This is a genomic window from Wolbachia endosymbiont of Mansonella ozzardi (genome assembly GCF_020278625.1).
Lineage (GTDB): Bacteria > Pseudomonadota > Alphaproteobacteria > Rickettsiales > Anaplasmataceae > Wolbachia.
Genome location: NZ_JADAKK010000015.1, coordinates 1 through 20,975, shown reverse-complemented (window position 1 = coordinate 20,975; position 20,975 = coordinate 1). Strand labels below are relative to the sequence as shown.

The window sequence follows — 20,975 nt, the reverse complement described above, 5'->3', positions numbered from 1 at the left end:
GAATTTTGTCATTGAGCCTGGAAATCAAAAACAAGTCTCCAATCAGAAATACCCTTGCTATTATGATAGCAGAACTGACAAAATTTGTCAAGCAGATTTTTCCGTTCCTGATCTCAAACTATAGGCCTTCCCGCGGATAAAATCGAGAGCTTAGCCTCAAGTCTTTTGCAGACGTTATAGAACTAAGTAGCAGCCCTATACATATTAAGCTTGCAGCAGTTGTGCTTCCTCCGTAGGATAGAAATGGCAACGGATCACCTATTACGGGTAAAAGACCAACTGCCATTCCGATGTTTATGGCAAAATGAACACCAAAAAAGGCAAAAATCCCGATAGATACTAACTTAGAAAAATAATTTCTTGATCTATAAGCAATGGAGAATGTTATAGCAAACAGCGTAGTATAGAGTAAAACCAAAACCATGCTACCTAAAAACCCCCATTCCTCACCAAGCACTGCAAAAGCAAAGTCTGTGCGCTTTTCCGGTAAAAACCCAAGCTGAGTTTGACTTCCATTAACAAAACCCTTGCCAAGCAAACCTCCTGAACCTATAGCTATCTGGGATTGCTGCGCATTATAACCCATCCCAAGAGGATCCACTGATGAATCCAAAAACGACAGTATCCTTTGCTTATGATAAGGTCGTAAAAAAGGCCAGATAGTTGGTATTACAAGAATGCCAATCGTTCCAAAAACTATAAAATGAGATCTTTTGATTATTGCTGTGAATATAATCGATGCTCCTATAAATAACATTATCACAGCCGTGCCTAAATTAGGCTGCTTTAGTACCAAGAATACAGGTGAGAAAACAATTATAAATGCCGTGAATAACCTTCGAAATTCCATCATTTTATACACACTTTGCTCATTAAAATAACGAGCAAGTGCAAGTATTAAGCCTACTTTTGCAAACTCTGACGGTTGCAAACTGATTGGTCCAATTCTTATCCACCTTGTTGCACCCATTACGTGCGAGCCAAAAAAGTTTACTAACAGCAGCGAAGTCACTGCTGCTATATAAAAAAGGTAGGCATGCTTCAAATAAAAATCTATCTCTATGAATGACATAGTTATAGCCAATAGAAAAAAGAAAGAGAATACAACTAGTTGATGAATTGCAAATGGCATCCACTTTCCTCCAGCAGAAGAATATTGAACAACAATGCCAACGCAAAACAGCGCTATTATGTTAATGATCAACAACAAGTAAATCTTCTTTGCCCTACCCATAACAAGAACTTTATAATCTTGAAGTATAATAAGAAATGAAAATCAAAAAGCCAACTTTTCAACTGCTAACCAAATTGGAGCACTGTATACTCCTGTTACTACCGTTAAAGCTGCCATGAGTAACAGACAGAAAAGCATAAGTAGCGGTACTTTATCAACCGATCCAGGTGTCATTTCAGCGTGTGATGCTGCATCATTTCCAAAATGCATTTTTTCTACCATCTTCCACATATATATTAGTGCAAGGAAAGAACCAGCAGCAAAAACTATAAGAGAAATCCACGCGCGAGACTCGATAATTGCTTTCATCATATACCACTTACTTACAAAGCCGCTTGTTAAAGGTACACCGATCAATGCTAAGCTAAGTAGAGTAAATGCAAGTGTTATATGAGGCATTGATTTTTTGAGTCCTGACAAATTCTCTACTTTTGTTGAATCAAATTTGTAAGAAACACATCCTACAGCCATGAATAAAGATGTTTTTATTATGCTGTGGTTTATTATGTGAAGGATTGCTGCAAATAAGCCTGTTTTTGAGTTTAGACCCAGCATTAAAATTATATAACCAATCTGGCTGACGCTAGAGTTGGCAAGTAACCTTTTCATGTCTTTCGCAGTCATTGCAAATATTGACCCAAACACAATAGCACAAAATGCAAGGATAATTATCACATTGTTCAATGGCGGCCTAAATAAAAAGAAGTTTTGATGGAAAACAGTATAGAAGATCCTGATAAAAACATATATCATCACCTTGGTCACTGTACCTGAAAAGAATATACTAATGAAACTTGGCGCCTCGCTATATGAATTAACTAGCCATTTACTCAGTGGAAACAGTGCTATTTTGATTGAGAGGCTAACAAAAATGAACAACGTGCCAAGCTTTACGATGTTATTATAATACAGCGGTACTATCCTCTCGGCCATGTCAGACATATTGAGCGTTCCCGTCATAGAATACAAAAGCCCAATACCAAACAAGTAAAACGTTGCACCTATTGTTCCACTAATCAGATATTCAAATGCTGCGACCAAAGCTTTTTTATCCCTCCCCATTGAAACTAGTATGTAAGAAGAAAGAGACGAAATTTCCAAAAAAACATAAAGATTGAATATGTCGTTTGTTACTAAAATCCCAAGTAGCCCGCTTAAGCACAACAGAAACAAAGAATAAAAACCAGTGATTTTGTTTTTGCTGATCTCTTTTTCGTTAACACGAAAACTATAAAGCACACTTATCAGTGCTATAAAATTCACTAGAGTTAGAATCAAGGAGTTTAACATGTCGATTCTTAACTCTATTCCGTACGGGGGAGCCTCATCTCCAAGATAATAAGTTATAACTTCACCATTATATGTTTTCATGAGAAGTATCGATGAAACAAAAAAAGTAGCCGTGGTTGTAGCAAAAGAAATAAACCAGGATACTTTATGTTTCCTAGCAAGAAAGCAAAACATCGATGCAATTATTGGTATGATAACTTGTAAAATTGGTAATTGCATTAAATTGTTGCTAATGGACTGTTAAAGTATTAGTATATATAATACTTTTCGTTTTAATATCTTTATGTTATCTAAAATCTATAATGCGATAAAACATCTATTACAAAGAAAAGGTAGATTTGTAGGAAGAGACGAAAATGGAAACTCTTACTATGAATCAAATCAAGGAAAAAGATGGGTCACGTATAGCAGTATCTCTGAACCTACAACAGTATCCCCAAAGTGGCACATATGGCTTCACTATACTGATGATACAGTGCCAGTTAATAACAAAAAGAGAAAAATAAAACATACTCCTAATTTGACGGGTACAAAAGATGCTTATTATCCAAACCAAAAAGTGAAAAATTACTATAAAAGCTGGAATCCTAATAACTAAAGATACGAAGATCAAATATACTTGAAATAACTGCTGGATTATTTGTGTTGGTTTTTACTATTTTTCTGATTTGTTTTGCTGTTGATAGGCTATCTGACATAAAAAAAAGCTATAAGGATTGCTATAAAATATATGGTCTTTTTGTTAACGCTAATGGCATAGTAGTTGGTGACAGTGTCAAGGTTTCCGGCGTAGATATTGGAAGCATAACTGGCGTATTACTTGATAAAGCTACCTATGTAGCACGAATTGATATGTGCATAAGTAAAGACATAAAATTGCCAATTGATAGTTCAACTCTAATAACTAGCAGTAGAGTTATCAGTAGTAAATTTGTTAGCGTATCACCCGGATCAGATACTAAACTAATTTCGAAAGGTGGTAAAATAGAGTATACCCAAGCTGAAGCAAATGTTGGTGTAATAATAGACAAAATTCCCGGTATGTTCACGAAATAAGGCTCTTTCCCCGTTATTTTAGCTGTAACCTAAAGAGAATGGCATTACTCCTTTTTAATCCATGCTTGCGCTCTAGAAATTGCCACTTTTCCAAAGTGTAGACTATGATTTCAACCCGATGTAAGACGAATGGAATTATACCATCACGGTTTTACGACATCAGATCGCACCCTTCCATAATAATTAAATGTTATATTTTAACATAAAATGGTCACTTTTATACTCACCTACTTGATAAGATTCCTAAATTTCAGCGTCATGCGCTGGAATGACAGGTCTATGGGTATCATCCAAGTAGCCTTTTCTTGTCATCCCAGTGCTTGATGCTAGGATCTAGGACATTACTTTAGTAATAAATATTTAAGAAATTTACCAAGCGAAAAAAAAAGCAAAAGGAACCACGTTGGTGGCTAATTACTTATTATTAACTTTATAAATTAGCGTTTTTTTATTCTCAACGTCTAATCTAGCTGCTTTTAGACCGCAACTGATCTAAATTTAAACGCTAAGAAACTTACTAAGCAAAAAAAACTGTTAGCTAGTTATTCACTATCTATCTTTTAAATTAGCATTTTTTATTGTCTTAAACGCTTTAACAAGCGTATTTTAGGTCGTATGAGTAAAACCCGAAGTTTTAAATAAAGACATACAGTGCAAATAGTGCAAAAAATTAAATATTAAGATGCTAAGTAAATTGAGTTTTTGTTGTTTTATCTGAACAGACTCAAGATAAATAATAGCTTCAGTGCTACGATAAAAGGGTTGATAAAGTTTGTCAAGTAGTCTTTTGTTTCTATTGAATCCAATACGCTGCTAAGAACTGGTCCGATGTGATTATGCTACAAATCTAATAATAAAATTTCTAGCTTTTTTATTGTATAGGGCTTATCATTTTAATTTAACTTTGGTGAAATTATGTCATACCTTGCAGAAAGAATGTCCCTAATAAAGCCATCACCTACGATTGCTGTAACCGACAAGGCAAATAAACTAAAAGGCGAGGGGAAAGACATCTGCGTTTTAGCTGCAGGGGAGCCAGACTTTGACACTCCAGACCATGTAAAAAAAGCAGCTATTCAAGCAATAAACGAAGGTAAAACTAGGTATACTGCTGTTGATGGAACACGTGAACTTAAGGAGGCAATAATCAATAAGCTAAAAAGGGATAACAATCTCGAATATACATTTAATCAAATCTGCGTTGGTACCGGTGCTAAACAGGTATTGTTCAACTTATTTATGGCAACGATTAACCCCGAAGATGAAGCTATAATCCCAGCCCCTTATTGGGTCTCATATGTTGATATGGTAAGTCTTTTTAGTGGTCTGCCGGTTGTGGTAAGGTGCAAGCAAAACTTCAAGCTAACACCAGAATTATTAAAAAGCAAAATAACAAAGAAGACCAAGTGGTTAATTCTTAACTCACCGAATAACCCAGCAGGAGTTATGTATACATATGATGAACTGAAAAATATAGCACAAGTATTGCTCGAATATCCTCACGTGAACGTTGTTACAGACGATATTTATGAACATATAGTATACGATGAGAGGTTTTTTACTATTGCCCAGGTTGAACCGAGGCTTTACGATAGGGTCTTTGTGGTCAATGGGATATCGAAAGCTTACGCGATGACAGGCTGGAGAGTAGGTTATATTGCAGGTAAAAGTAATGTAATAAAAGCTATTTCTACACTGCAGTCTCAGAGCACTTCTAACCCGAATTCGATAGCACAGGCAGCAGCAGTTGAAGCTTTAAGCGGCGATCATGGCTTTTTAAAGGAAAGAACAAGAATTTTCAAGAATCGTAGAGATTTTGTAGTAGAGAAGTTAAGTTCTGCTCCAGGATTATCAGCATCTACTCCGCAAGGTGCGTTTTATTTGTTCGTCTCATGCAAAGGCTTGCTAGGCAAGAGCACGAAAAATGGTAAAGTAATAAATAATGACCTCGATTTCACTGAATACTTGCTGGAGGATCATTCAGTTGCTGTAGTTCCAGGAGTTACGTTTGGCCTTGAAAATTTTGTCAGAATTTCTTATGCAACCTCTCAGGAACAACTAGAAATTGGATGCAACAGTATTATTAAGGCATGCAAAATACTAAGTTGATTTTCTGCATTCTCATTGTGTAGTGTTTTCGTATGTCAGTAGAAAGAAACTAATTTATAGCCTGGTTATATTTATTGCTAGCTGGCTTACTTGAAGTTGTCTGGACGGCAGCGCTAAAGTATAGTGATGGTTTTGCCCACATTACGTCTGTGGTAATTATTTTAGTTTGTGCTCTTGTAAGCCTTTACTGGTTATCAGTAGCAATGAAGTCTATACCCCTTGGGGAATCTTATGCAGTTTGAACTGGTATAGGTTCTATAGGAGTAGCGGTGGTAGGAGTAATGTTTTTCAGTGATTCAGTGAATTTTGGGCGTTTATTTTCTATTGTTTTGGTAGTGCCGAGTATTATAGGCTTAAAAGTGTTTACTAAATAAGCAGCGAAAGGCTAGGTGTTGAGAACATATATACCAAGAATTGAGGCAAGTAGACGCTCATAAATTGTTTATTTTATCAAGTCGAGAATATTTACTGAAGTTACCTAGGATTCTCTAATCTGCGAAGAAGGGTGTCTATTGATCGGGCAAGTATATTTCTGATGTTTAACTTATTTTCCTCATTTTGCTGGATTAAATTAATATCATTTATTTTTTTTACCAAACCTTCTCCTTCCTCCGTAATCTTTAAATCACTTCCGTTGATATTATATTTGCTAAATCCCTCGACGATTTCCTTTTTCGTTTGGTGGGTATCCAAAAATGTCGACACTTGCTGCTTAGCAATAGCGTGAAGTAGTTTTTTATTGGATGCTAACTCTCCATATACACTCTCTAGACTAATGTCTAAATGTTTTGCTTTGCTTACAGCTAGTTTTATTGTCTCTTCTACTTTGCTTAAAAGTTCCTTATATGGTTTATCATATCTGTTACCAGTAGAGCAGCAAACGTTTGTTCGATATATTTTGTTAAGTAATTTTGTAGCGTGTTGTTTTTTGTGCTTGTACTTATTAGCTCACCTTTGCTTGACGTTATATTGACCATTATACATGCAAAAAGGTTAATACTAAGTTAACTAGAACGTTTCTGATGCTAGGCTTTACTAAAAAACTCTACTATTTTAGATGTAATTGTCCCCATTTTTAGAAATGCTCTTTTCGTGTCAAGCAACTAGTGCTAGAAAATTTAGTTGATACATAGTTGCTTATTTGTTATGAATTTAACTGTACTAAGTTTTAGCAAATTAAAAATTTGTAAAAAGCTATTTTTTATAAACCTATGGTTTTAAATTTAAGGTGAGGTTGATGCTACAAAGAAATTTTTTAATATGGTTGCTAGTATCGCTGTTCTATGCGTACCAATACATATTACGTGTAATCCCGAACATAATAGCACCTGAATTAATAACAAAGTTTAACATAAGTGTTACAGATGTTGGTCAATTTGGTGGGCTATATTATGTAGGCTACACGTTTGCTCACATACCTGTTGGTCTTTTTTTTGACAGGTCTGGCCCAAAACTTGTTTTGCCTATATGCACTATTTTGACATTTGCTGGGACACTGCCGCTTATATGCTTTGATGAGTGGTATTACTCAATACTCGGTAGAATAATCGTCGGAATTGGATCGTCTGCCTCAGCAATTGGGATCTTTAAAGTTGCAAGCATGTATTTTTCACAAGAAAAATCAGCAAGAATGGCCAGTTTATCTATAATAATAGGGCTACTTGGAGCTATTTATGGCGGATTACCCTTGGACTTTTTACTTGATAAATTTGGTTGGAACTATGTTATTTATACTTTCTCAGCGTTTGGTTGTTTGCTTGCTTTGCTGTTATTCTTTGTAACGCCAAGCAGTAATGCACAAGAGAGTGCAAGTGACAATGTACTTCAAGATTTGAAAACTGTGCTCTTCAACAAACATATTATTTTGATCAGCTTTTTTGGTGGTTTAATGGTTGGTCCACTAGAAGGTTTTGCTGATGGCTGGGCAAAAGCATTCTTGTGTGAGGCATATCAAATGACCGGAGATCTAGCATCTTCGCTTTCTTCTCTCACGTTTATAGGTATGGGAGCTGGAACATTCTTTTTGGCTTACCTGTTGGAAAAATTTCCAAATAGGCATTATGAAGTAATTATTGCGTGTTCTTTTGCAATGATCGCTAGCTTTCTTTTGCTTTTTTCACGAGCTGGTGGCCTATATGTTGTGCTGCCTGCGCTTCTTGTTATTGGCTTTGCATCTGGATATCAGGTAGTTACCATCTACAAAGCAACAAGTTATGTAAACAATAACTTGGTGGGCTTGACTACGGCCGTATCGAATATGATAGTTATGGTTTTTGGCTATTTTTTTCACATTGGAATCGCAAAAATAGTAGATTTGTATTGGGATGGAATGATAATACAAGGAGATCCCATGTATGGTGCTGGATTGTTGGTAAAAGCAATATTGATCATTCCTATATGTCTACTCTTGGCTGCTCTCGGTCTTGTATGGTTAAAGAAACGATCTTAAAATTGCTTGTAACGAACATGCATTTTAATATCATTGAGTTAAATGAAGTTTGATCTATGACAAGTGTTTCAGAAAAAATCTGCAGTCTTAAAAATGGCTTAAAGTCTTTTGATGACGAAATTTATCAATCTATAAAGAAGGAATTGCAGCGTCAAAGGTTGCAACTGCAATTGATTGCATCAGAAAATTTTGCAAGTAAAGCAGTGATGGAGGCACAAGGTTCTTTTCTGACTAATAAATATGCGGAAGGTTATCCAGGGAAAAGGTATTACTGCGGTTGTGAATATGTGGATGAGGTCGAAAGTCTAGCTATAGAGAGGCTCTGTAAACTGTTTGGTGTTAAATTTGCGAACGTTCAACCTCATTCTGGTTCTCAGGCAAATCAAGCAGTGTTTGCTTCATTGCTTACTCCGGGCGATACGGTGCTTGGATTATCACTGAATTGCGGTGGACACCTAACTCATGGTGCGGCACCAAGCCTTTCTGGTAAATGGTTTAAGTCGATTCAGTATACAGTCAGCAAAGACACTTATCTGCTCGATATGGACGAGATAGAAAGGCTGGCACTTGAGCATAAGCCAAAACTGATCATAGCTGGTGCTTCTGCTTATCCAAGAAAGATAAACTTCAAGCGTTTTCGCGAAATTGCGGACAAAGTTGGTGCGTATTTGCTTGCTGATATTGCTCACTATGCAGGACTTATTGCATCGGGCGAATATCCATCACCTGCTGAACATGCACATGTTATGACTTCTACGACTCACAAAACCCTACGTGGTCCTAGAGGTGGAGTAATAATGACGAGTGGTGAAACGTTACATAAAAAAATTCAATCAGCAGTTTTCCCAGGGCTGCAAGGTGGGCCGCTTATGCATGTAATAGCTGCGAAAGCTGTTGCATTTAAAGAAGCATTAGCGCCAGAGTTTAAGATTTATAGCAGAAAAGTCGTGGAGAATGCAAAAGTGCTAGCTCAAGCGCTGCAAGAGCATGGACTGAGCATTATAACCGGTGGCACTGACTCTCATATAGTGCTGGTTGACTTAAGACCACAGAAATTGACCGGGAAAGATGTTGTAGATAGCCTTGAAAGGGCTGGTATTACCTGCAATAAAAACTCTGTACCATTTGACACAGAGAAGCCAACCATCACTTCAGGGCTGCGTTTTGGCACTGCTGCTGAAACAACACGTGGACTTGGGGTAGAAATTTTTAAAGAAATAGCAGACTTAATAAACGAGATAATTCAAGGACTAATCAGCAAAAATAGCTTAAATGTTGAAAAAACAGTGAAAAGTAAAGTTGAAAAGATTTGTAATGATTTTCCTATTTATTAACTCTAGTGATTTATATGGTGTCACCCAAGTAGAATAGAAACGGATTGAATGCAAAATTTACTTGACAAATTTCACTAGAACCATTACCATAGTAAAGCTATTATTTACCTTCGGTCTGTCCAGGTTAAACGACAAAAAACTTAACGTACTTGGTGTCTTATGTTTAAATTTTTGCACTATGTGTACCTCATGTCTTTATAAACTTTCAAGGGGTTTACCTAATATAGCTAAAATGCGCTTATTAAAGCGTTTAAGACAATAAAAACGCCAATTTAAAAGATAGATAGTGAATAATTAGCTAACAGGGTTTCTTTTGCCTTTTTTCCCATTTGATAAGTTTTTTAAAATAGAAAGATTATACTAATTTTTGTTATCGGAAACTCAACATCACTATCGGCTGAAGCCGAAAGGTTGTAAATTGCGCTGGGAGCACGATAAGAGGCTAAGGCTACTCCAGTCTTGTGCTAGATAAGGCTGATGTGCATCTGTATGTTTATTGATGTGCTCATTAATAACTTCATCTGTCACTGGTAGCACTAAAGTATCTTCTTTCCCCAAAAACACCTTCTCCAGTATATTTTCCTTAGCTCTGGAAATTCTTGTTGAACTTTGCGTGAAGACCTAACTTTAGTCTTTGGACAAAATCACTTACAGCTACATGAGGGGGTATTACTACAAGTAAATGCAAGTAGTCGAATGATATTACTCCATTTTCTATCTTAATTCCCATTTCTTCAGGTACTTCTGCTATGATTATTTGTATTCTCTCCTTTATAGCCCTATTTTGTAGCGATATTTTGTAATCCAGACTATTTGGTACTTATGATAAAATACTGTGTGCTTTCCCTTATCGTACCTAGTCATAACTATACTTTATAAAGCACAGTTATGACATTAACAAACTAAAGTTTCTCCATCTAGAAGGTGGAGGCCTGTATTATCTTATGGAGAATCAAATAAGATACATAACAAATTTGCTAAACCTCTAAGATGTACACTCCCAGAGTGTGATGGTGGAATTTGCAAGTAGTTTTTTTTCATTTCTATTGGGTAACGGCAGGATTAAATTGTAATGTTCATTCAGTTGTGATGGAATTGCGCTAATTTACTGGTCTATGTAAACATAAGTACTATCCTGTTGATAAAGCTTAAACTAACTGATAAATTCTTAGCACAGTTATCATTGAAACGAATGTCTTTACTAAAGCCTACATATCTCTCTTATTTTTCTAAAAAAGCCTTGCCTTGGCTTGGGGCTGCGTGTTTTGCATGTTTTTTAGTTGGAGTATTTCTAGCTTTATTTTTCTCTCCAGAAGATTATAAACAAGGAGAAATTGTACGAATTATGTATTTTCACGTGCCTTCTGCATGGCTTTCTCTCGGAATATATGAGTTAATTGCAGCGCTCAGCTTCATCTCCTTAGTGTGGAATAACAGTATTGCTAGCGTTCTGGCTCACGCGGCCGCTCCTGCGGGAACAGTCTTTTCTGCAATATGCTTAATCACAGGTAGCATTTGGGGAAAAGGAACCTGGGGCACTTGGTGGGTATGGGATGCAAGGCTCACTTCAACGTTGATCTTATTTTTCCTATACGTTGGATACCTCTCGCTGTGGAGCGCTTTTGATAATGAAGAAAGAGCTAAAAAATCAGCAGCGGTATTTGCCATCTTTAGTGCCGTAAATATCCCCATAATAAAATTTTCCGTGAACTTGTGGGCTACTCTCCACCAGCCAGCAAGTATTCTCAGAAAAGGGGGAATAGCGATAGAAAGTTCTCTACTGTTGCCATTAATTGCAATGTTTATATTTTGTGCCACATTTTTTTTAGTAGTATGGGTACTCTATTCACTTCACCTGATTAATTTGTATAAGGTAAAGAGAGAAATTAGTGCGCGGTATTAGATCTACTACAACTACTTTTCCTGCGTCACTGTCTAACTTAGACAGCTTCATGTAAATCACTTTCTTTATTGAAAAACTCAGGAAAATGTTGTATACTAGCTATAGTAATAGGTTCCGGTGAAACTCATGACAAATTCAAATACTAGTATAGCTTCATAAGCATATAGGAAAATATGCTAGAGAAAATTAAGCAAAATGCCTTTGGTCACTTCAAATGCCTGCCTGAAGCCCTAGGTTTTAGTGTAAAAACAGGTCATACTCTTACGATAATTAACCATGGACTTGGATCTTCAATGTTTGACATCGTTTTGTGGCGACTGCCACGCAGAAAAGGTTCAAAGTGTTGTAAACGAGTTTAAAGGTCAGCCTTTTGCGTAGTGGATTAGCCCATCGACTGAGTCAAAAGCATTAAGCAGAAAATTGCTACCAAAACTGAAGAGCGTGCTATGTTGTGTGATCCAACTAATTTTGAAAGCAGCAACAACCAGCAAGTATTGAACCAAGATCAACTTGAACATTTTATCAAAGTTCTTGAAACATATGATGCAACGGCACGTAGCTTTTATGAAAAACTTGCAGAACCACTCCTAAATCAGCAAGAAAAATTGTTCGTCGGATATTAAGATAATATTCCCGTTGTAATTGCTATTCTTTTTATCCACAGTAACATAGCTGGCATTTTTAGCTTGATAACCAAAAGAAAATAAAAGGGGGCTTGGGTATGGCACCCAAATGATCACTCATCTTATGGATATTACTAGAAAAATCGGTGTAAGATATGCGACTCTTTCTGCGTCAAGTGATTCAGGATATTGAATCTACGAGCGCTTGGGGTTTCATATGTTTGGTCAATTTGAGCGTTTTAAATGGAGGAGTTAATGATGAAAATCGAGCATACCACGTTCCCAAACAATAGAGATATTGAATTCCTGTCCAAAGGAATTAATGAAGAAAACGCTGATAAAGGTACATGTAATCCATTTGCTTTTTTTATTCACGATGATGCTAGGCAAATTATTGCAGGCTGTATCAGTTTTATATCTATGGTTCAATTTATACTGATCTGCTTTGGGTGCATCACGACCATAAGAAAAAAGGTATGGGAAAGCAGTTAATGAAAAAAGTTCATGATTATGGTTGGGAAATGCACTGTAAAATAGCAACTGTTGCAACCACGAATTTTCAAGAGCAAGAGCATTTTATGAAGAACTTGGGTACTAGTGCAATTTTGTACACCCAGGGTATGTTGGTGGAGCAACATGTATACTTTTGAAGAAAGTATTGTAGTGCGAGGTATGTCTAACGTTGGTAAGCTATGGATTTCTCTATAGATAGCTCCAACAAAGCCTTTCCCGGTGTCTTTAAACTCCTTCGGAGCAGCCTTTGTTAATTAATTGTATTTCAGTTTACAACTTTATCTAAAAGAATGCCGAGAAAAAGCAGTAGTCCTACATAGGAGTTATTTTTAAACGTGGACATGCATTGACTGGAATTGTCGGGGTTGAAATTTTTATATTGGTAATGAAACACGACCCCCACAGCAAGTAAAGCGATATAGAAAATGTTATTCAATGATGATAAAATACCGGCATATAGCCACATCATAAGAGACATTAAATGAAATCTTTTTAGCCAAGGTTTTGTTGTATCACCAAAATACAATGCTGTTGATTTCATTCCGAGTTTTTCATCATCTCTTTTATCTTGATGAGCGTATATGGTATCGTAACTCAGTGTCCAAAAGATGCACCCTGCATAAAAGAGCATAGGTTCTATACTAACCTGGTTCTTTACTACTGCCCAACCTAGAAGCGATCCCATGTTAAAAGTAAACCCTAAAAACAACTGTGGCCACCAAACGTAACGCTTTAGTAAAGGGTAAATAATTATCATACACATTGAGATTACCCCAAGTATGAATGTAGTTTTATTGGTAAGTAATAGGATTACTAGAGCAATGAACAGTAACAGAGAAAGTAAAGTCAAAGCTTGCTTTACGTTTAGTGCACCACTTGCAAGTGGCCTATATTTTGTTCGTTCAACATGCGCATCTATTTCTTTATCGAAAATATCATTGATTATACAACCCGCAGGTCTCATCAAGAATGCGCCTATAGTAAACAAAATAAGGAGAAAAAAGGTCTGCCAAGATAGAGAAGCTGAGGCTAGAATAATACCACTTAAACTAGGGAATAATACAAGCCATAAACCTGCTAAACTGTGCAACCTCATCAATGAAAGGTAATGATTGAAATGCATTATTAAGTCTGACTACTCAGTATTTTGCTTATATTAACAAAATTATCGAATGCTAAATCAGTTTTGAAAACTAACTTGGGTACAAATCGCAAATCAGCATAACATAATATGGATTTGCGTATCAACCATGCAGATTGGTTGATTTCGTCAATAATGGTGCCAATGTCACAATCTTTTTCGCTTAACGAAGACAGGACTACATATACATCTGCTTTTTTTAAGTCTTTACTTAACTTTACTTCAGATACCGCTACATTTTTATTGAATACCTTACCTTCCTTTAAGACTCTGGATATTGCTCTATGCAGTACAGACGCTATTTTTAGGCTCCTGATTTCTTTTTTCATACTATAATACCCTTTCTTCCTGCACTAATTGATAAACTTCCAGAATATCTCCAACCTTAATATTGGCATCACCATCTAGAGACATTCCACATTCAAAGTTTGTACCTACTTCTTTAACATCATCCTTAAATCTACGCAAAGCTTTCAATTTTCCTTCATATATTAATTTATTGTTGTGCATTACCTTAATTAAAGAATCTTTTTTTACAACTCCATCACTTACATAACATCCAATAATATTATCAGCTTTAGATACATTAAATACCTGTCTTACAGATGCAGAACCAATACGCACTTCTCGTGTTACAGGCTTTAGCATTTTAGTTAAGCATATTTTCATACTGTCAATAAGTTCGTATATTATGTTATAAGTACGTATTTCTACACCTTTTTGTTTTGCCAAATCCCTTATTTTTGAATCCACTTTGACATTAAATGCTAAAATTACTGCCCTTGACGCTTCTGCAAGCAGTACATCTGAGTCTGTTATTCCCCCCACTGCCTTGTATAGGATATTTAATTTCACTTGATCTTTACCAAGTTTACCAATTGAACTTGATATTGCTTCGATAGAACCAGTTACATCACACTTCAAGATTATAGATAACTCTTCTGTCTCATTGTCATTACGACCGAACATGTCTAAACCACTATTACTTAAATCCTCCTCTTTTCTCTTAATCAGCTCTAATCTGTATTCAGCGATTTCACGTGCCTGCTTTTCAAAATTTACAACAACAAATTTATCTCCAGCATCTGGCACACTGTTTAGGCCAGTGATCTCAATTGGAGTGGAAGGTGGAGCCATCTTTTCCATTTGACCAAGGTGATTAACCATACTACGTACTTTTCCATATGTCGTACCCACCACCAACATATCACCAACCTTCAGCGTTCCTTCTTCAACTATCAACGTAGCTGATATTCCCTTAGCTTTATCTATTTTGGATTCTATCACCCACCCAAATGCTCGACAATCCTCTATTGCTTCAAGCTTCATTAAATCAGCAATTAACAAAATCGCTTCTTCCAGTTTGTCTAGGTTGATTTTCTTTTTTGCTGACACTGGCACAACCACAACATCACCACCAAGTTCTTCAGGAATGAGGTCATATTGAGGTAAACTACTAATTACCCTTTCTACATCACCAGATTGCGATTTATCAATTTTATTAATAGCAACTATAATAGAAACATTTGCTGCCTTTGCATGATTTATTGCTTCAATCGTTTGTTTCATCACTCCGTCATCAGCTGCAATCACTATTACAACTATATTAGTGATGTTGGCACCACATGCACGCATTGCAGTAAATGCCTCATGCCCTGGAGTGTCAATGAAAGTAATTCTTTGTTTATCTTTTGTAACTACCTGGTAAGCACCTATATGTTGAGTTATTCCACCTGACTCTCTCTCTGCAACATTAGATTCACGAAACGCATCGAGCAATGAGGTTTTACCATGATCAACATGTCCAATAAAAGTGACAACTGGCGGCTTAGGTTTTTTAGGCAAGCTTTCCCTGTTCTCTATGAAAAGTAAATCCTTTTCCTTGTTAGCATCGCTCACTCGTTTAGCTGTATGATTAAATTTTTCCACTATTTCACATGCTATACCCGGATCTACTAAATCATCCACTCTGTAACTCTCACCAACTTTTTCTTCCAACATTCTTAACACATCTTTCCTGTCTTCTGCCATACGAACGGATAATTCTCTGATTGTAATTTCATCTGGTACAATAACTTCTCTTGATATGTTTTTACCTTTGGTGAATTTTGATTTTCTATTTCTTATACCAAATCTTTGCTTAAACGCAGGAGATTGTTCAATTTTGTCATCTATTGATTGCGCAATTATCAGCTTGGAGTGCTTAGAATATATATCTTTGTTAGCCTTTAAAGGTTTTCTATCATCATCTTCATCGTCAATTCCATCCTCCATTGGCTTAGCTGAGCTAACACCACTTGAAGTTTCTTCTTCGATTTCTTTAAACGAGGCATCTGAAGCACCATCTTTATCATCAACCTTTTCATCATTGTTTTCTTTTGCTACTACTTTTTCTTCTTTTAGATTCTTTCCTTTTAACAAAGCAGCATTCTGTACAGCATTAATACGGAAGATTTGTTCTTTTTCTGTCAGGTAACCTAATTTACTTCCATCTTGCTCTTCTGGCTCATGAGGTTTTCTTCTTCTTTTTTTTACTATTGTGGCTCCCGTACTTGGACTCGCCGAAGAATTCAAATCAAGATCCAACTTAAGTTTGTTAAAACCTTGAAGCGTTAGTTTCTTACTACTGATATCTTCGTTATTCATATTTGCTATATTACACCAAGCTTCTTACGAGCTTCCATGATTATTGAGTCTATTGTGTCTTTTAAATCCTCTTTACCGCTCGCTGAAGAGGAGAGTATACCATAAAACTCATAGCTTGACAAATCTGCCACATCCCCTAGAGTTTTAATACCATGTTTACTAAGAGCAATTTTATCGTCTATTAATAAGGGTAAATTGATTACATCATCTTCCATACCTAAACTTCTTAACTCTTCTATTTTTTTGTCATTTTCTGCTTTTAGATATTTATTTGCTCTGTTATACAGTTCACTTGCAATATCTTCGTTAAAGCCCTCTATCAAAGCGAGCTCTTTAATTGAAGCATGTGATATATCCTCTACGCTTGAAAAACCCTCTGTGACTAACAGCTGCCCCATAATTTCCTCTAAATTTAAAGCTTCAGCAAATAAAGATGAACACTGACTGAGTTCTCTACTCCGCCTTTCTGATTCTTGCTGAGTGCTTAGTATCTCAATTTTCCATCCAACAAGTTCTGAAGCTAATCTTACATTTTGACCTTTTTTCCCTATAGCTAAACTTAATTGATCTTCAGCAACTATTAACTCTACACAGTTTTCATTTTCATCAATAATGACTTTCGATACTTCTGCAGGAGTAATTGCTTTGATAACAAATTGGCCTAGGTCTGAAGAGTAATGTATGACATCAATTTTTTCTCCATTTAATTCATGTATGATGGTTTTTATCCTATCTCCCTTAACTCCAACACAAGCACCTACTGGGTCAATATTTTTATCAGGAGAGAAAACAGCAACTTTAGATCTTGAACCAGCATCTCTAGCTATACCTTTAATTGTTACCAGCCCATCAGCAATTTCCGGTATCTCTTGATTTAATAGTGCCTCCAAAAAGCCTTCATGGGACCTAGAAAGAATAATTTGACGTCCATCATCAGAACGCTTAACAGTTTGTATGTAAGCTTTAATCTTATCGCCTTCGCGAAATGATTCACCACCGATTAGATTTCGCAATGGAAGGTATGCCTTAGCCCCATTTATATCTATGATCAGCTCTGAATACTCCACTTGTTTAACAATACCATATCTTATTTCTCCTACCTTATCCTTAAATTCCTCATATTGCTTTTTCGATTCTTCATATTTTATCACCTGAGCAATTCTTTGCTGGGCAATTCTTGCTGAAGCAAGATCAGTGCTGAGAGAAAGCAATTCATTAACAGTATCTCCAATTTTTGCATCTTCTCTTATTAACTTAGCTTGTGTAAGAGTAATTGATTCATATCCAGTATTCTCTTCTTCATTTTGTTCATCACTAATAACCCTTAATTCTCTATATGCAGTAACTTTGCCTGTGTTTCTATCTATGTTGACTGTAATCTTACTTTTACTACCATATTTTTGATGAGCCACTGCTTCTATGGCACTTTCTAATGCCTTCATTACCACTTCAAAATCTAGACCTTTTTGAAGTGAAAGCTCTCCTGCTGTTTTTATTATGTCAATGCTTCCAACTAAGTTATTTTTGTCACTTTTCTGTTTAACACTGCTTTTTCGGTTAGCAATCATATAAATAAACCCTACACAATTAGTTATAATTATAGCTTCAACGGGCAAAGAACACTATTTTTAATAGTAAATAGTTACTAATTTAAGTCAAGTTTTTTCATGTCTTTGTATCACAAGCAACGCATGAGTGAAAAATAAGGTTAGAAACGTCACAGTCAACATTTCACATGCTATGGTGATTGAAATGTTAACCCACCACTGGCTTGATGGAGTGTCATATGTGATTTGTAACGTGAAAAAATTGATGTTTAACTTAGTAGTCATCGGTATTAAGCCAAGGACTGTAGTTGCAACAGAAGCAATATTGGCTTAATACGAGAAATCGAAGCATTTATTATGCATCGCTTGACGTCATCTTTGTATACCTCAATTTGGTGATGAAAAGTGTCAATCAATAATATATTATATTATAATTCATTATAATTCCTGCTAAAGCGATTATTCCTACCCAGCCATAACAACTACAAAAACTTTATGGACAAGAAAGAAAACAAAAAATACACATGTGGTAGATAAAAATACTGCTGTTATTACAATGAATGTGTAGTATACACTATTGAATTGTGTCACTAATACCAAGATCATTAATGTAATTGCCAATATAAAAGTCTTCAGCAAAAAGACTTCTGACTTTTGTTGATCTTCTTTATCGCCTTTAAAACCAATTTGTACTCTCTTGTCTCAATCCTAAACAACCGAATCTTGAATGAACTTAACTCTTTCGTCAACCAGGTATCCAGGGTCAACATCAGCAGAGATTGTTACTGTGCGTGATCCGTTAATCCTACTTAGTTTGTTTATCTTTATTTTTAGGAGTGTATTTTACTACATTGCTCATAGGATACGGACCATTAACTGTAAAGGTTCTCTATAGTTTTTATGTTACAATCTTGTTCGGGAAAACGGAGTATAATATCTATTTCTTGGTCCAGATTACTTGATCTATATTTTCCGATTAATACTCCACTTATGACCATTTTTATAAAATCGCCAATCGTTGCAACACCTACTCCAAAACTTGCAGCCTTACTTTTACCAATATTCATACTCCACTCTATTTCGGGTGTTGATCTGCTATCTTGAATATTGATAAACCCTGAGGAAGGTTGATCATAATTTCTAGAATTTGCTCTGCTGCTGAATTCAAGCTAGATTCATCCCAGCTGAGATTAATTTGTATTGGATTTTGGCTGATGGTCCTGAATTTTCTTCTTGAATATCGGTTATTACTTCCTTCATATCCTGTACGCTACTTCTTATATCATTTAATATATGCCTAGCTTTGCGCCTAAACCGCCAGTCCACAAGTTCTAGTCGGATTTCGACAATAACGTCATCTAAGAATATCCATGATTTAGCATAAGAAGCATGAATTTCTCTTTTGATCCCCGAGATGAGCTCTTCCACTTCTTTTAGTACTAGATCTCGTTCCTTGGCTGATAAACTTTCCTTTACCTACACTAATTAGAATATTATCTGAATCCACTTTCGGGGAAAACTTTATTCCAGGGCCAAAGGTGAAATATAATATACTAAATGAGAACAAACTAATATAGCAGCATACACGAATTTTTTAGGATAATCTAAAACTTTTTTCAGTATACGTACGTAAGCTCTTGTCATAAGACCAGTATTCTTTATCTCACCACTTTCTATTGCACTCATTTTTTCAATTTCTTCTTTCTAAATTACTGAAGGCTTACCAAATATTGCACTGAGTATTGGCATGAAAACCAAAGCCACGATGGGCGAGTCGGTCAAAGTTTAAATTGTCGTGATTGGTATATACTGCATAAACTTACCAATCATATCAGGCTAAGATAACAGAGAGAAAAACATTGCAAATTTAGTCAAAGTCGGTGATAGAACTGGAGGAAACATATCACAAACTGAAGTGTGAAAGGCTTTTACCTTGTCACTCCACAAATCATCTTTTTCTATCAGCACATTCACTAACTACGATTGCATCATCAATCAACATGTTAACTGTCATAATAAAACTAAAAAGCACAATAACATTTAAGGTTATGCCCATGAAGTAAAGAGCTACTATTCCAACAAGAAAGGATTCAGGTATTGAAAGTGTCACAAGGATAGCCGTCCTTGTACCAATAGAAAGTATTATTATGATTAATATCAACACAGCAAATGTCATTCCGTTCTCTAGATCATCAAGCACATTACGGATATTTTTTGACTGGTCGTTTAAATACACCACTTTTAGATTTTCAGGCAATTGATCTTTTGCCCTATCTATTAGGTATTTCACTTGATTTATTGTATCTATTATATTCTTTCCATTACGTTTTGAAATTTCTGATACAACACTAGACAGCATTTTGATGCGAGCAAACCCTTCATAATCTTCAAATCTAAGATATACCTTTGCAATATCCTTTATTCTTAAGGCTACATCGCCTTGAGACTTAACAGGAATGTTCATAATATCCTCTCATATCTTTATAATAATCCTGACACTCTAATTGAATATTTGCCTGTGTAGTTGTCAAACGACCCGGCTCTTAACTAATCTGTTATTGCTCGATATAACATGAAATATTTCATCTGATTGAATGTTGTATTTTGTTAGTATTGTGTGCTCAATTATCACTTCTATCGTTCCCTTACGTCCGCCTGCCACTTCAACCTTGAGGACATTGGCAAAGATTCTATTCCTTTTTTAACTTACACGCTATATCGGTCAAAGTCCTTTCTGGTAGATGACCAACCAATCCAACTTAATATAGGAAATAAGCTTAAGTTCATCTCGCTGATTACCGGAGACTCTGCTTCAGCAGGCAGCTTCGATTTTACATTTGAAAACTTTGAACGGACGTTACCGAGCACTTCCTTGTTACTATACTCTGTACCGAATTTAAGTATTACATGAGCACCATCATTATAACTCCTTACTATTTTAACAGAAATTCCAGGAAGTCTAACAAATACACTCATTACAAAAATTTGTATATCTGGGTTGCTTTCTCCTGGCATTTTTATATAGGCATATAAACCAAAAACAAAAATCACTATAAGCAACAATATTATTGTCCTAACAGATTAAACGACAAAAAACTCAATGTACTTGGTGTACTATTGTTTAATTTTT

General features: G+C 35.8%; 23 protein-coding genes and 1 pseudogene. 11 read left to right on the top strand and 13 right to left on the bottom strand.

The genetic code is table 11. The features are described 5' to 3' along the window. Positions 1-118 precede the first annotated feature (118 nt). On the bottom strand, positions 119-1,234 hold the full coding sequence (rodA, locus tag IHO40_RS02310; protein WP_225536571.1) for a rod shape-determining protein RodA: 1,116 nt from the start codon (positions 1,232-1,234) through the stop codon (positions 119-121). Positions 1,235-1,276: 42 nt separating this feature from the next. After that, positions 1,277-2,743: a proton-conducting transporter transmembrane domain-containing protein gene (locus IHO40_RS02305; protein WP_225536570.1), complete on the bottom strand. Its 1,467-nt coding sequence runs from the start codon at positions 2,741-2,743 to the stop codon at positions 1,277-1,279. Between the two features lie 64 nt (positions 2,744-2,807). On the opposite strand from IHO40_RS02305, the gene IHO40_RS02300 reads away from it, so the two are divergent. The 4 genes from IHO40_RS02300 to IHO40_RS02285 all read left to right on the top strand — a co-directional run bounded on the left by IHO40_RS02300 (position 2,808) and on the right by IHO40_RS02285 (position 5,931). After that, positions 2,808-3,122 carry an NADH-ubiquinone oxidoreductase subunit NDUFA12 family protein gene (locus IHO40_RS02300; RefSeq protein WP_225536569.1) on the top strand — a complete coding sequence of 105 codons (315 nt, stop codon included), beginning with the start codon at positions 2,808-2,810 and terminating at the stop codon, positions 3,120-3,122. Positions 3,123-3,124: 2 nt separating this feature from the next. Further along, the gene (gene mlaD / locus IHO40_RS02295; RefSeq protein ID WP_368666755.1) at positions 3,125-3,580 is read left to right on the top strand and encodes an outer membrane lipid asymmetry maintenance protein MlaD; all 456 of its coding nucleotides are present in this window, start codon (positions 3,125-3,127) and stop codon (positions 3,578-3,580) included. 915 nt (positions 3,581-4,495) lie between these two features. After that, entirely contained in the window at positions 4,496-5,689 is a 1,194-nt protein-coding gene (locus tag IHO40_RS02290; RefSeq protein WP_225536567.1) for a pyridoxal phosphate-dependent aminotransferase, read from the top strand. Positions 5,690-5,745: 56 nt separating this feature from the next. Further along, positions 5,746-5,931, top strand: coding sequence for a multidrug efflux SMR transporter (locus tag IHO40_RS02285; protein WP_368666754.1), 186 nt, complete (start codon positions 5,746-5,748; stop codon positions 5,929-5,931). Between the two features lie 232 nt (positions 5,932-6,163). On the opposite strand, the gene IHO40_RS02280 is transcribed toward IHO40_RS02285, so the two are convergent. Then, positions 6,164-6,394: a hypothetical protein gene (locus tag IHO40_RS02280; protein WP_225536565.1), complete on the bottom strand. Its 231-nt coding sequence runs from the start codon at positions 6,392-6,394 to the stop codon at positions 6,164-6,166. A gap of 532 nt (positions 6,395-6,926) precedes the next feature. On the opposite strand from IHO40_RS02280, the gene IHO40_RS02275 reads away from it, so the two are divergent. Both IHO40_RS02275 and glyA read left to right on the top strand, forming a co-directional pair. After that, on the top strand, positions 6,927-8,138 hold the full coding sequence (locus IHO40_RS02275; RefSeq protein ID WP_225536564.1) for an MFS transporter: 1,212 nt from the start codon (positions 6,927-6,929) through the stop codon (positions 8,136-8,138). A gap of 56 nt (positions 8,139-8,194) precedes the next feature. Then, entirely contained in the window at positions 8,195-9,472 is a 1,278-nt protein-coding gene (glyA, locus tag IHO40_RS02270; protein ID WP_225536563.1) for a serine hydroxymethyltransferase, read from the top strand. Between the two features lie 390 nt (positions 9,473-9,862). On the opposite strand, the pseudogene tnpA reads toward glyA, so the two are convergent. Continuing rightward, positions 9,863-10,336, bottom strand: a pseudogene (gene tnpA / locus IHO40_RS06245) (IS200/IS605 family transposase). Positions 10,337-10,664: 328 nt separating this feature from the next. Here tnpA and ccmC point away from each other — a divergent pair. The 4 genes from ccmC (at position 10,665) to IHO40_RS02240 (ending at position 12,648) form a co-directional block, all read left to right on the top strand. Next, positions 10,665-11,375 (top strand): heme ABC transporter permease CcmC, encoded by a 711-nt coding sequence (gene ccmC / locus IHO40_RS02255; protein WP_225536561.1) that lies wholly within the window; start codon positions 10,665-10,667, stop codon positions 11,373-11,375. Positions 11,376-11,821: 446 nt separating this feature from the next. Beyond that, positions 11,822-11,998, top strand: a complete 177-nt coding sequence (locus IHO40_RS02250) for a hypothetical protein (RefSeq protein ID WP_225536560.1) — start codon at positions 11,822-11,824, stop codon at positions 11,996-11,998. A 255-nt stretch (positions 11,999-12,253) separates the two neighbouring features. After that, a complete protein-coding gene (locus tag IHO40_RS02245) occupies positions 12,254-12,490 on the top strand; it encodes a hypothetical protein (protein ID WP_225536559.1) in 237 nt (78 codons plus the stop codon). After that, entirely contained in the window at positions 12,448-12,648 is a 201-nt protein-coding gene (locus tag IHO40_RS02240) for a hypothetical protein (RefSeq protein ID WP_368666752.1), read from the top strand. The genes IHO40_RS02245 and IHO40_RS02240 overlap by 43 nt, the downstream gene beginning before the upstream one ends. 128 nt (positions 12,649-12,776) lie before the next feature. On the opposite strand, the gene ubiA is transcribed toward IHO40_RS02240, so the two are convergent. Genes ubiA through nusA form a run of 4 tightly spaced genes read right to left on the bottom strand, consistent with a single transcriptional unit; the run spans position 12,777 to position 17,866 of the window. Further along, positions 12,777-13,634 (bottom strand): 4-hydroxybenzoate octaprenyltransferase, encoded by an 858-nt coding sequence (gene ubiA / locus IHO40_RS02235; protein WP_225536558.1) that lies wholly within the window; start codon positions 13,632-13,634, stop codon positions 12,777-12,779. Positions 13,635-13,636: 2 nt separating this feature from the next. Then, positions 13,637-13,981 carry a ribosome-binding factor A gene (locus IHO40_RS02230; RefSeq protein ID WP_225536557.1) on the bottom strand — a complete coding sequence of 115 codons (345 nt, stop codon included), beginning with the start codon at positions 13,979-13,981 and terminating at the stop codon, positions 13,637-13,639. A gap of 1 nt (position 13,982) precedes the next feature. Continuing rightward, on the bottom strand, positions 13,983-16,298 hold the full coding sequence (gene infB / locus IHO40_RS02225; RefSeq protein ID WP_225536556.1) for a translation initiation factor IF-2: 2,316 nt from the start codon (positions 16,296-16,298) through the stop codon (positions 13,983-13,985). Between the two features lie 5 nt (positions 16,299-16,303). Further along, the gene (nusA, locus tag IHO40_RS02220; protein ID WP_225536555.1) at positions 16,304-17,866 is read right to left on the bottom strand and encodes a transcription termination factor NusA; all 1,563 of its coding nucleotides are present in this window, start codon (positions 17,864-17,866) and stop codon (positions 16,304-16,306) included. A 127-nt stretch (positions 17,867-17,993) separates the two neighbouring features. On the opposite strand from nusA, the gene IHO40_RS02215 reads away from it, so the two are divergent. Beyond that, a complete protein-coding gene (locus tag IHO40_RS02215; protein ID WP_225536554.1) occupies positions 17,994-18,179 on the top strand; it encodes a hypothetical protein in 186 nt (61 codons plus the stop codon). A gap of 538 nt (positions 18,180-18,717) precedes the next feature. Here IHO40_RS02215 and IHO40_RS02210 read toward each other — a convergent pair. The 5 genes from IHO40_RS02210 to IHO40_RS02195 form a co-directional block, all read right to left on the bottom strand. After that, positions 18,718-18,912, bottom strand: a complete 195-nt coding sequence (locus IHO40_RS02210) for a hypothetical protein (RefSeq protein ID WP_225536553.1) — start codon at positions 18,910-18,912, stop codon at positions 18,718-18,720. A gap of 97 nt (positions 18,913-19,009) precedes the next feature. After that, on the bottom strand, positions 19,010-19,273 hold the full coding sequence (locus tag IHO40_RS02205; protein WP_225536552.1) for a hypothetical protein: 264 nt from the start codon (positions 19,271-19,273) through the stop codon (positions 19,010-19,012). 520 nt (positions 19,274-19,793) lie between these two features. Then, the gene (locus tag IHO40_RS02200; RefSeq protein ID WP_225536551.1) at positions 19,794-20,309 is read right to left on the bottom strand and encodes an efflux RND transporter permease subunit; all 516 of its coding nucleotides are present in this window, start codon (positions 20,307-20,309) and stop codon (positions 19,794-19,796) included. 63 nt (positions 20,310-20,372) lie between these two features. Continuing rightward, positions 20,373-20,507 (bottom strand): hypothetical protein, encoded by a 135-nt coding sequence (locus tag IHO40_RS05770; protein ID WP_255585951.1) that lies wholly within the window; start codon positions 20,505-20,507, stop codon positions 20,373-20,375. A gap of 44 nt (positions 20,508-20,551) precedes the next feature. Beyond that, complete coding sequence (locus tag IHO40_RS02195) at positions 20,552-20,896, bottom strand: hypothetical protein (protein WP_225536550.1); 345 nt, start codon at positions 20,894-20,896, stop codon at positions 20,552-20,554. Positions 20,897-20,975 lie beyond the last annotated feature (79 nt).

What these genes read in the sequence shown, in the direction of transcription:
- IHO40_RS02305 (WP_225536570.1), bottom strand. Translation starts at nt 2,743, where the DNA reads ATGCAATTACCAATTTTACAAGTTATCATACCAATAATTGCATCGATG.
- IHO40_RS02210 (WP_225536553.1), bottom strand. Translation starts at nt 18,912, where the DNA reads ATGAATATTGGTAAAAGTAAGGCTGCAAGTTTTGGAGTAGGTGTTGCA.
- nusA (WP_225536555.1), bottom strand. Translation starts at nt 17,866, where the DNA reads ATGATTGCTAACCGAAAAAGCAGTGTTAAACAGAAAAGTGACAAAAAT.
- glyA (WP_225536563.1), top strand. Translation starts at nt 8,195, where the DNA reads ATGACAAGTGTTTCAGAAAAAATCTGCAGTCTTAAAAATGGCTTAAAG.
- infB (WP_225536556.1), bottom strand. Translation starts at nt 16,298, where the DNA reads ATGAATAACGAAGATATCAGTAGTAAGAAACTAACGCTTCAAGGTTTT.
- IHO40_RS02250 (WP_225536560.1), top strand. Translation starts at nt 11,822, where the DNA reads ATGTTGTGTGATCCAACTAATTTTGAAAGCAGCAACAACCAGCAAGTA.
- ccmC (WP_225536561.1), top strand. Translation starts at nt 10,665, where the DNA reads ATGTCTTTACTAAAGCCTACATATCTCTCTTATTTTTCTAAAAAAGCC.
- IHO40_RS02230 (WP_225536557.1), bottom strand. Translation starts at nt 13,981, where the DNA reads ATGAAAAAAGAAATCAGGAGCCTAAAAATAGCGTCTGTACTGCATAGA.
- IHO40_RS02300 (WP_225536569.1), top strand. Translation starts at nt 2,808, where the DNA reads ATGTTATCTAAAATCTATAATGCGATAAAACATCTATTACAAAGAAAA.
- IHO40_RS02200 (WP_225536551.1), bottom strand. Translation starts at nt 20,309, where the DNA reads ATGAACATTCCTGTTAAGTCTCAAGGCGATGTAGCCTTAAGAATAAAG.
- rodA (WP_225536571.1), bottom strand. Translation starts at nt 1,234, where the DNA reads ATGGGTAGGGCAAAGAAGATTTACTTGTTGTTGATCATTAACATAATA.
- ubiA (WP_225536558.1), bottom strand. Translation starts at nt 13,634, where the DNA reads ATGCATTTCAATCATTACCTTTCATTGATGAGGTTGCACAGTTTAGCA.
- IHO40_RS02275 (WP_225536564.1), top strand. Translation starts at nt 6,927, where the DNA reads ATGCTACAAAGAAATTTTTTAATATGGTTGCTAGTATCGCTGTTCTAT.
- IHO40_RS02290 (WP_225536567.1), top strand. Translation starts at nt 4,496, where the DNA reads ATGTCATACCTTGCAGAAAGAATGTCCCTAATAAAGCCATCACCTACG.
- IHO40_RS02245 (WP_225536559.1), top strand. Translation starts at nt 12,254, where the DNA reads ATGATGAAAATCGAGCATACCACGTTCCCAAACAATAGAGATATTGAA.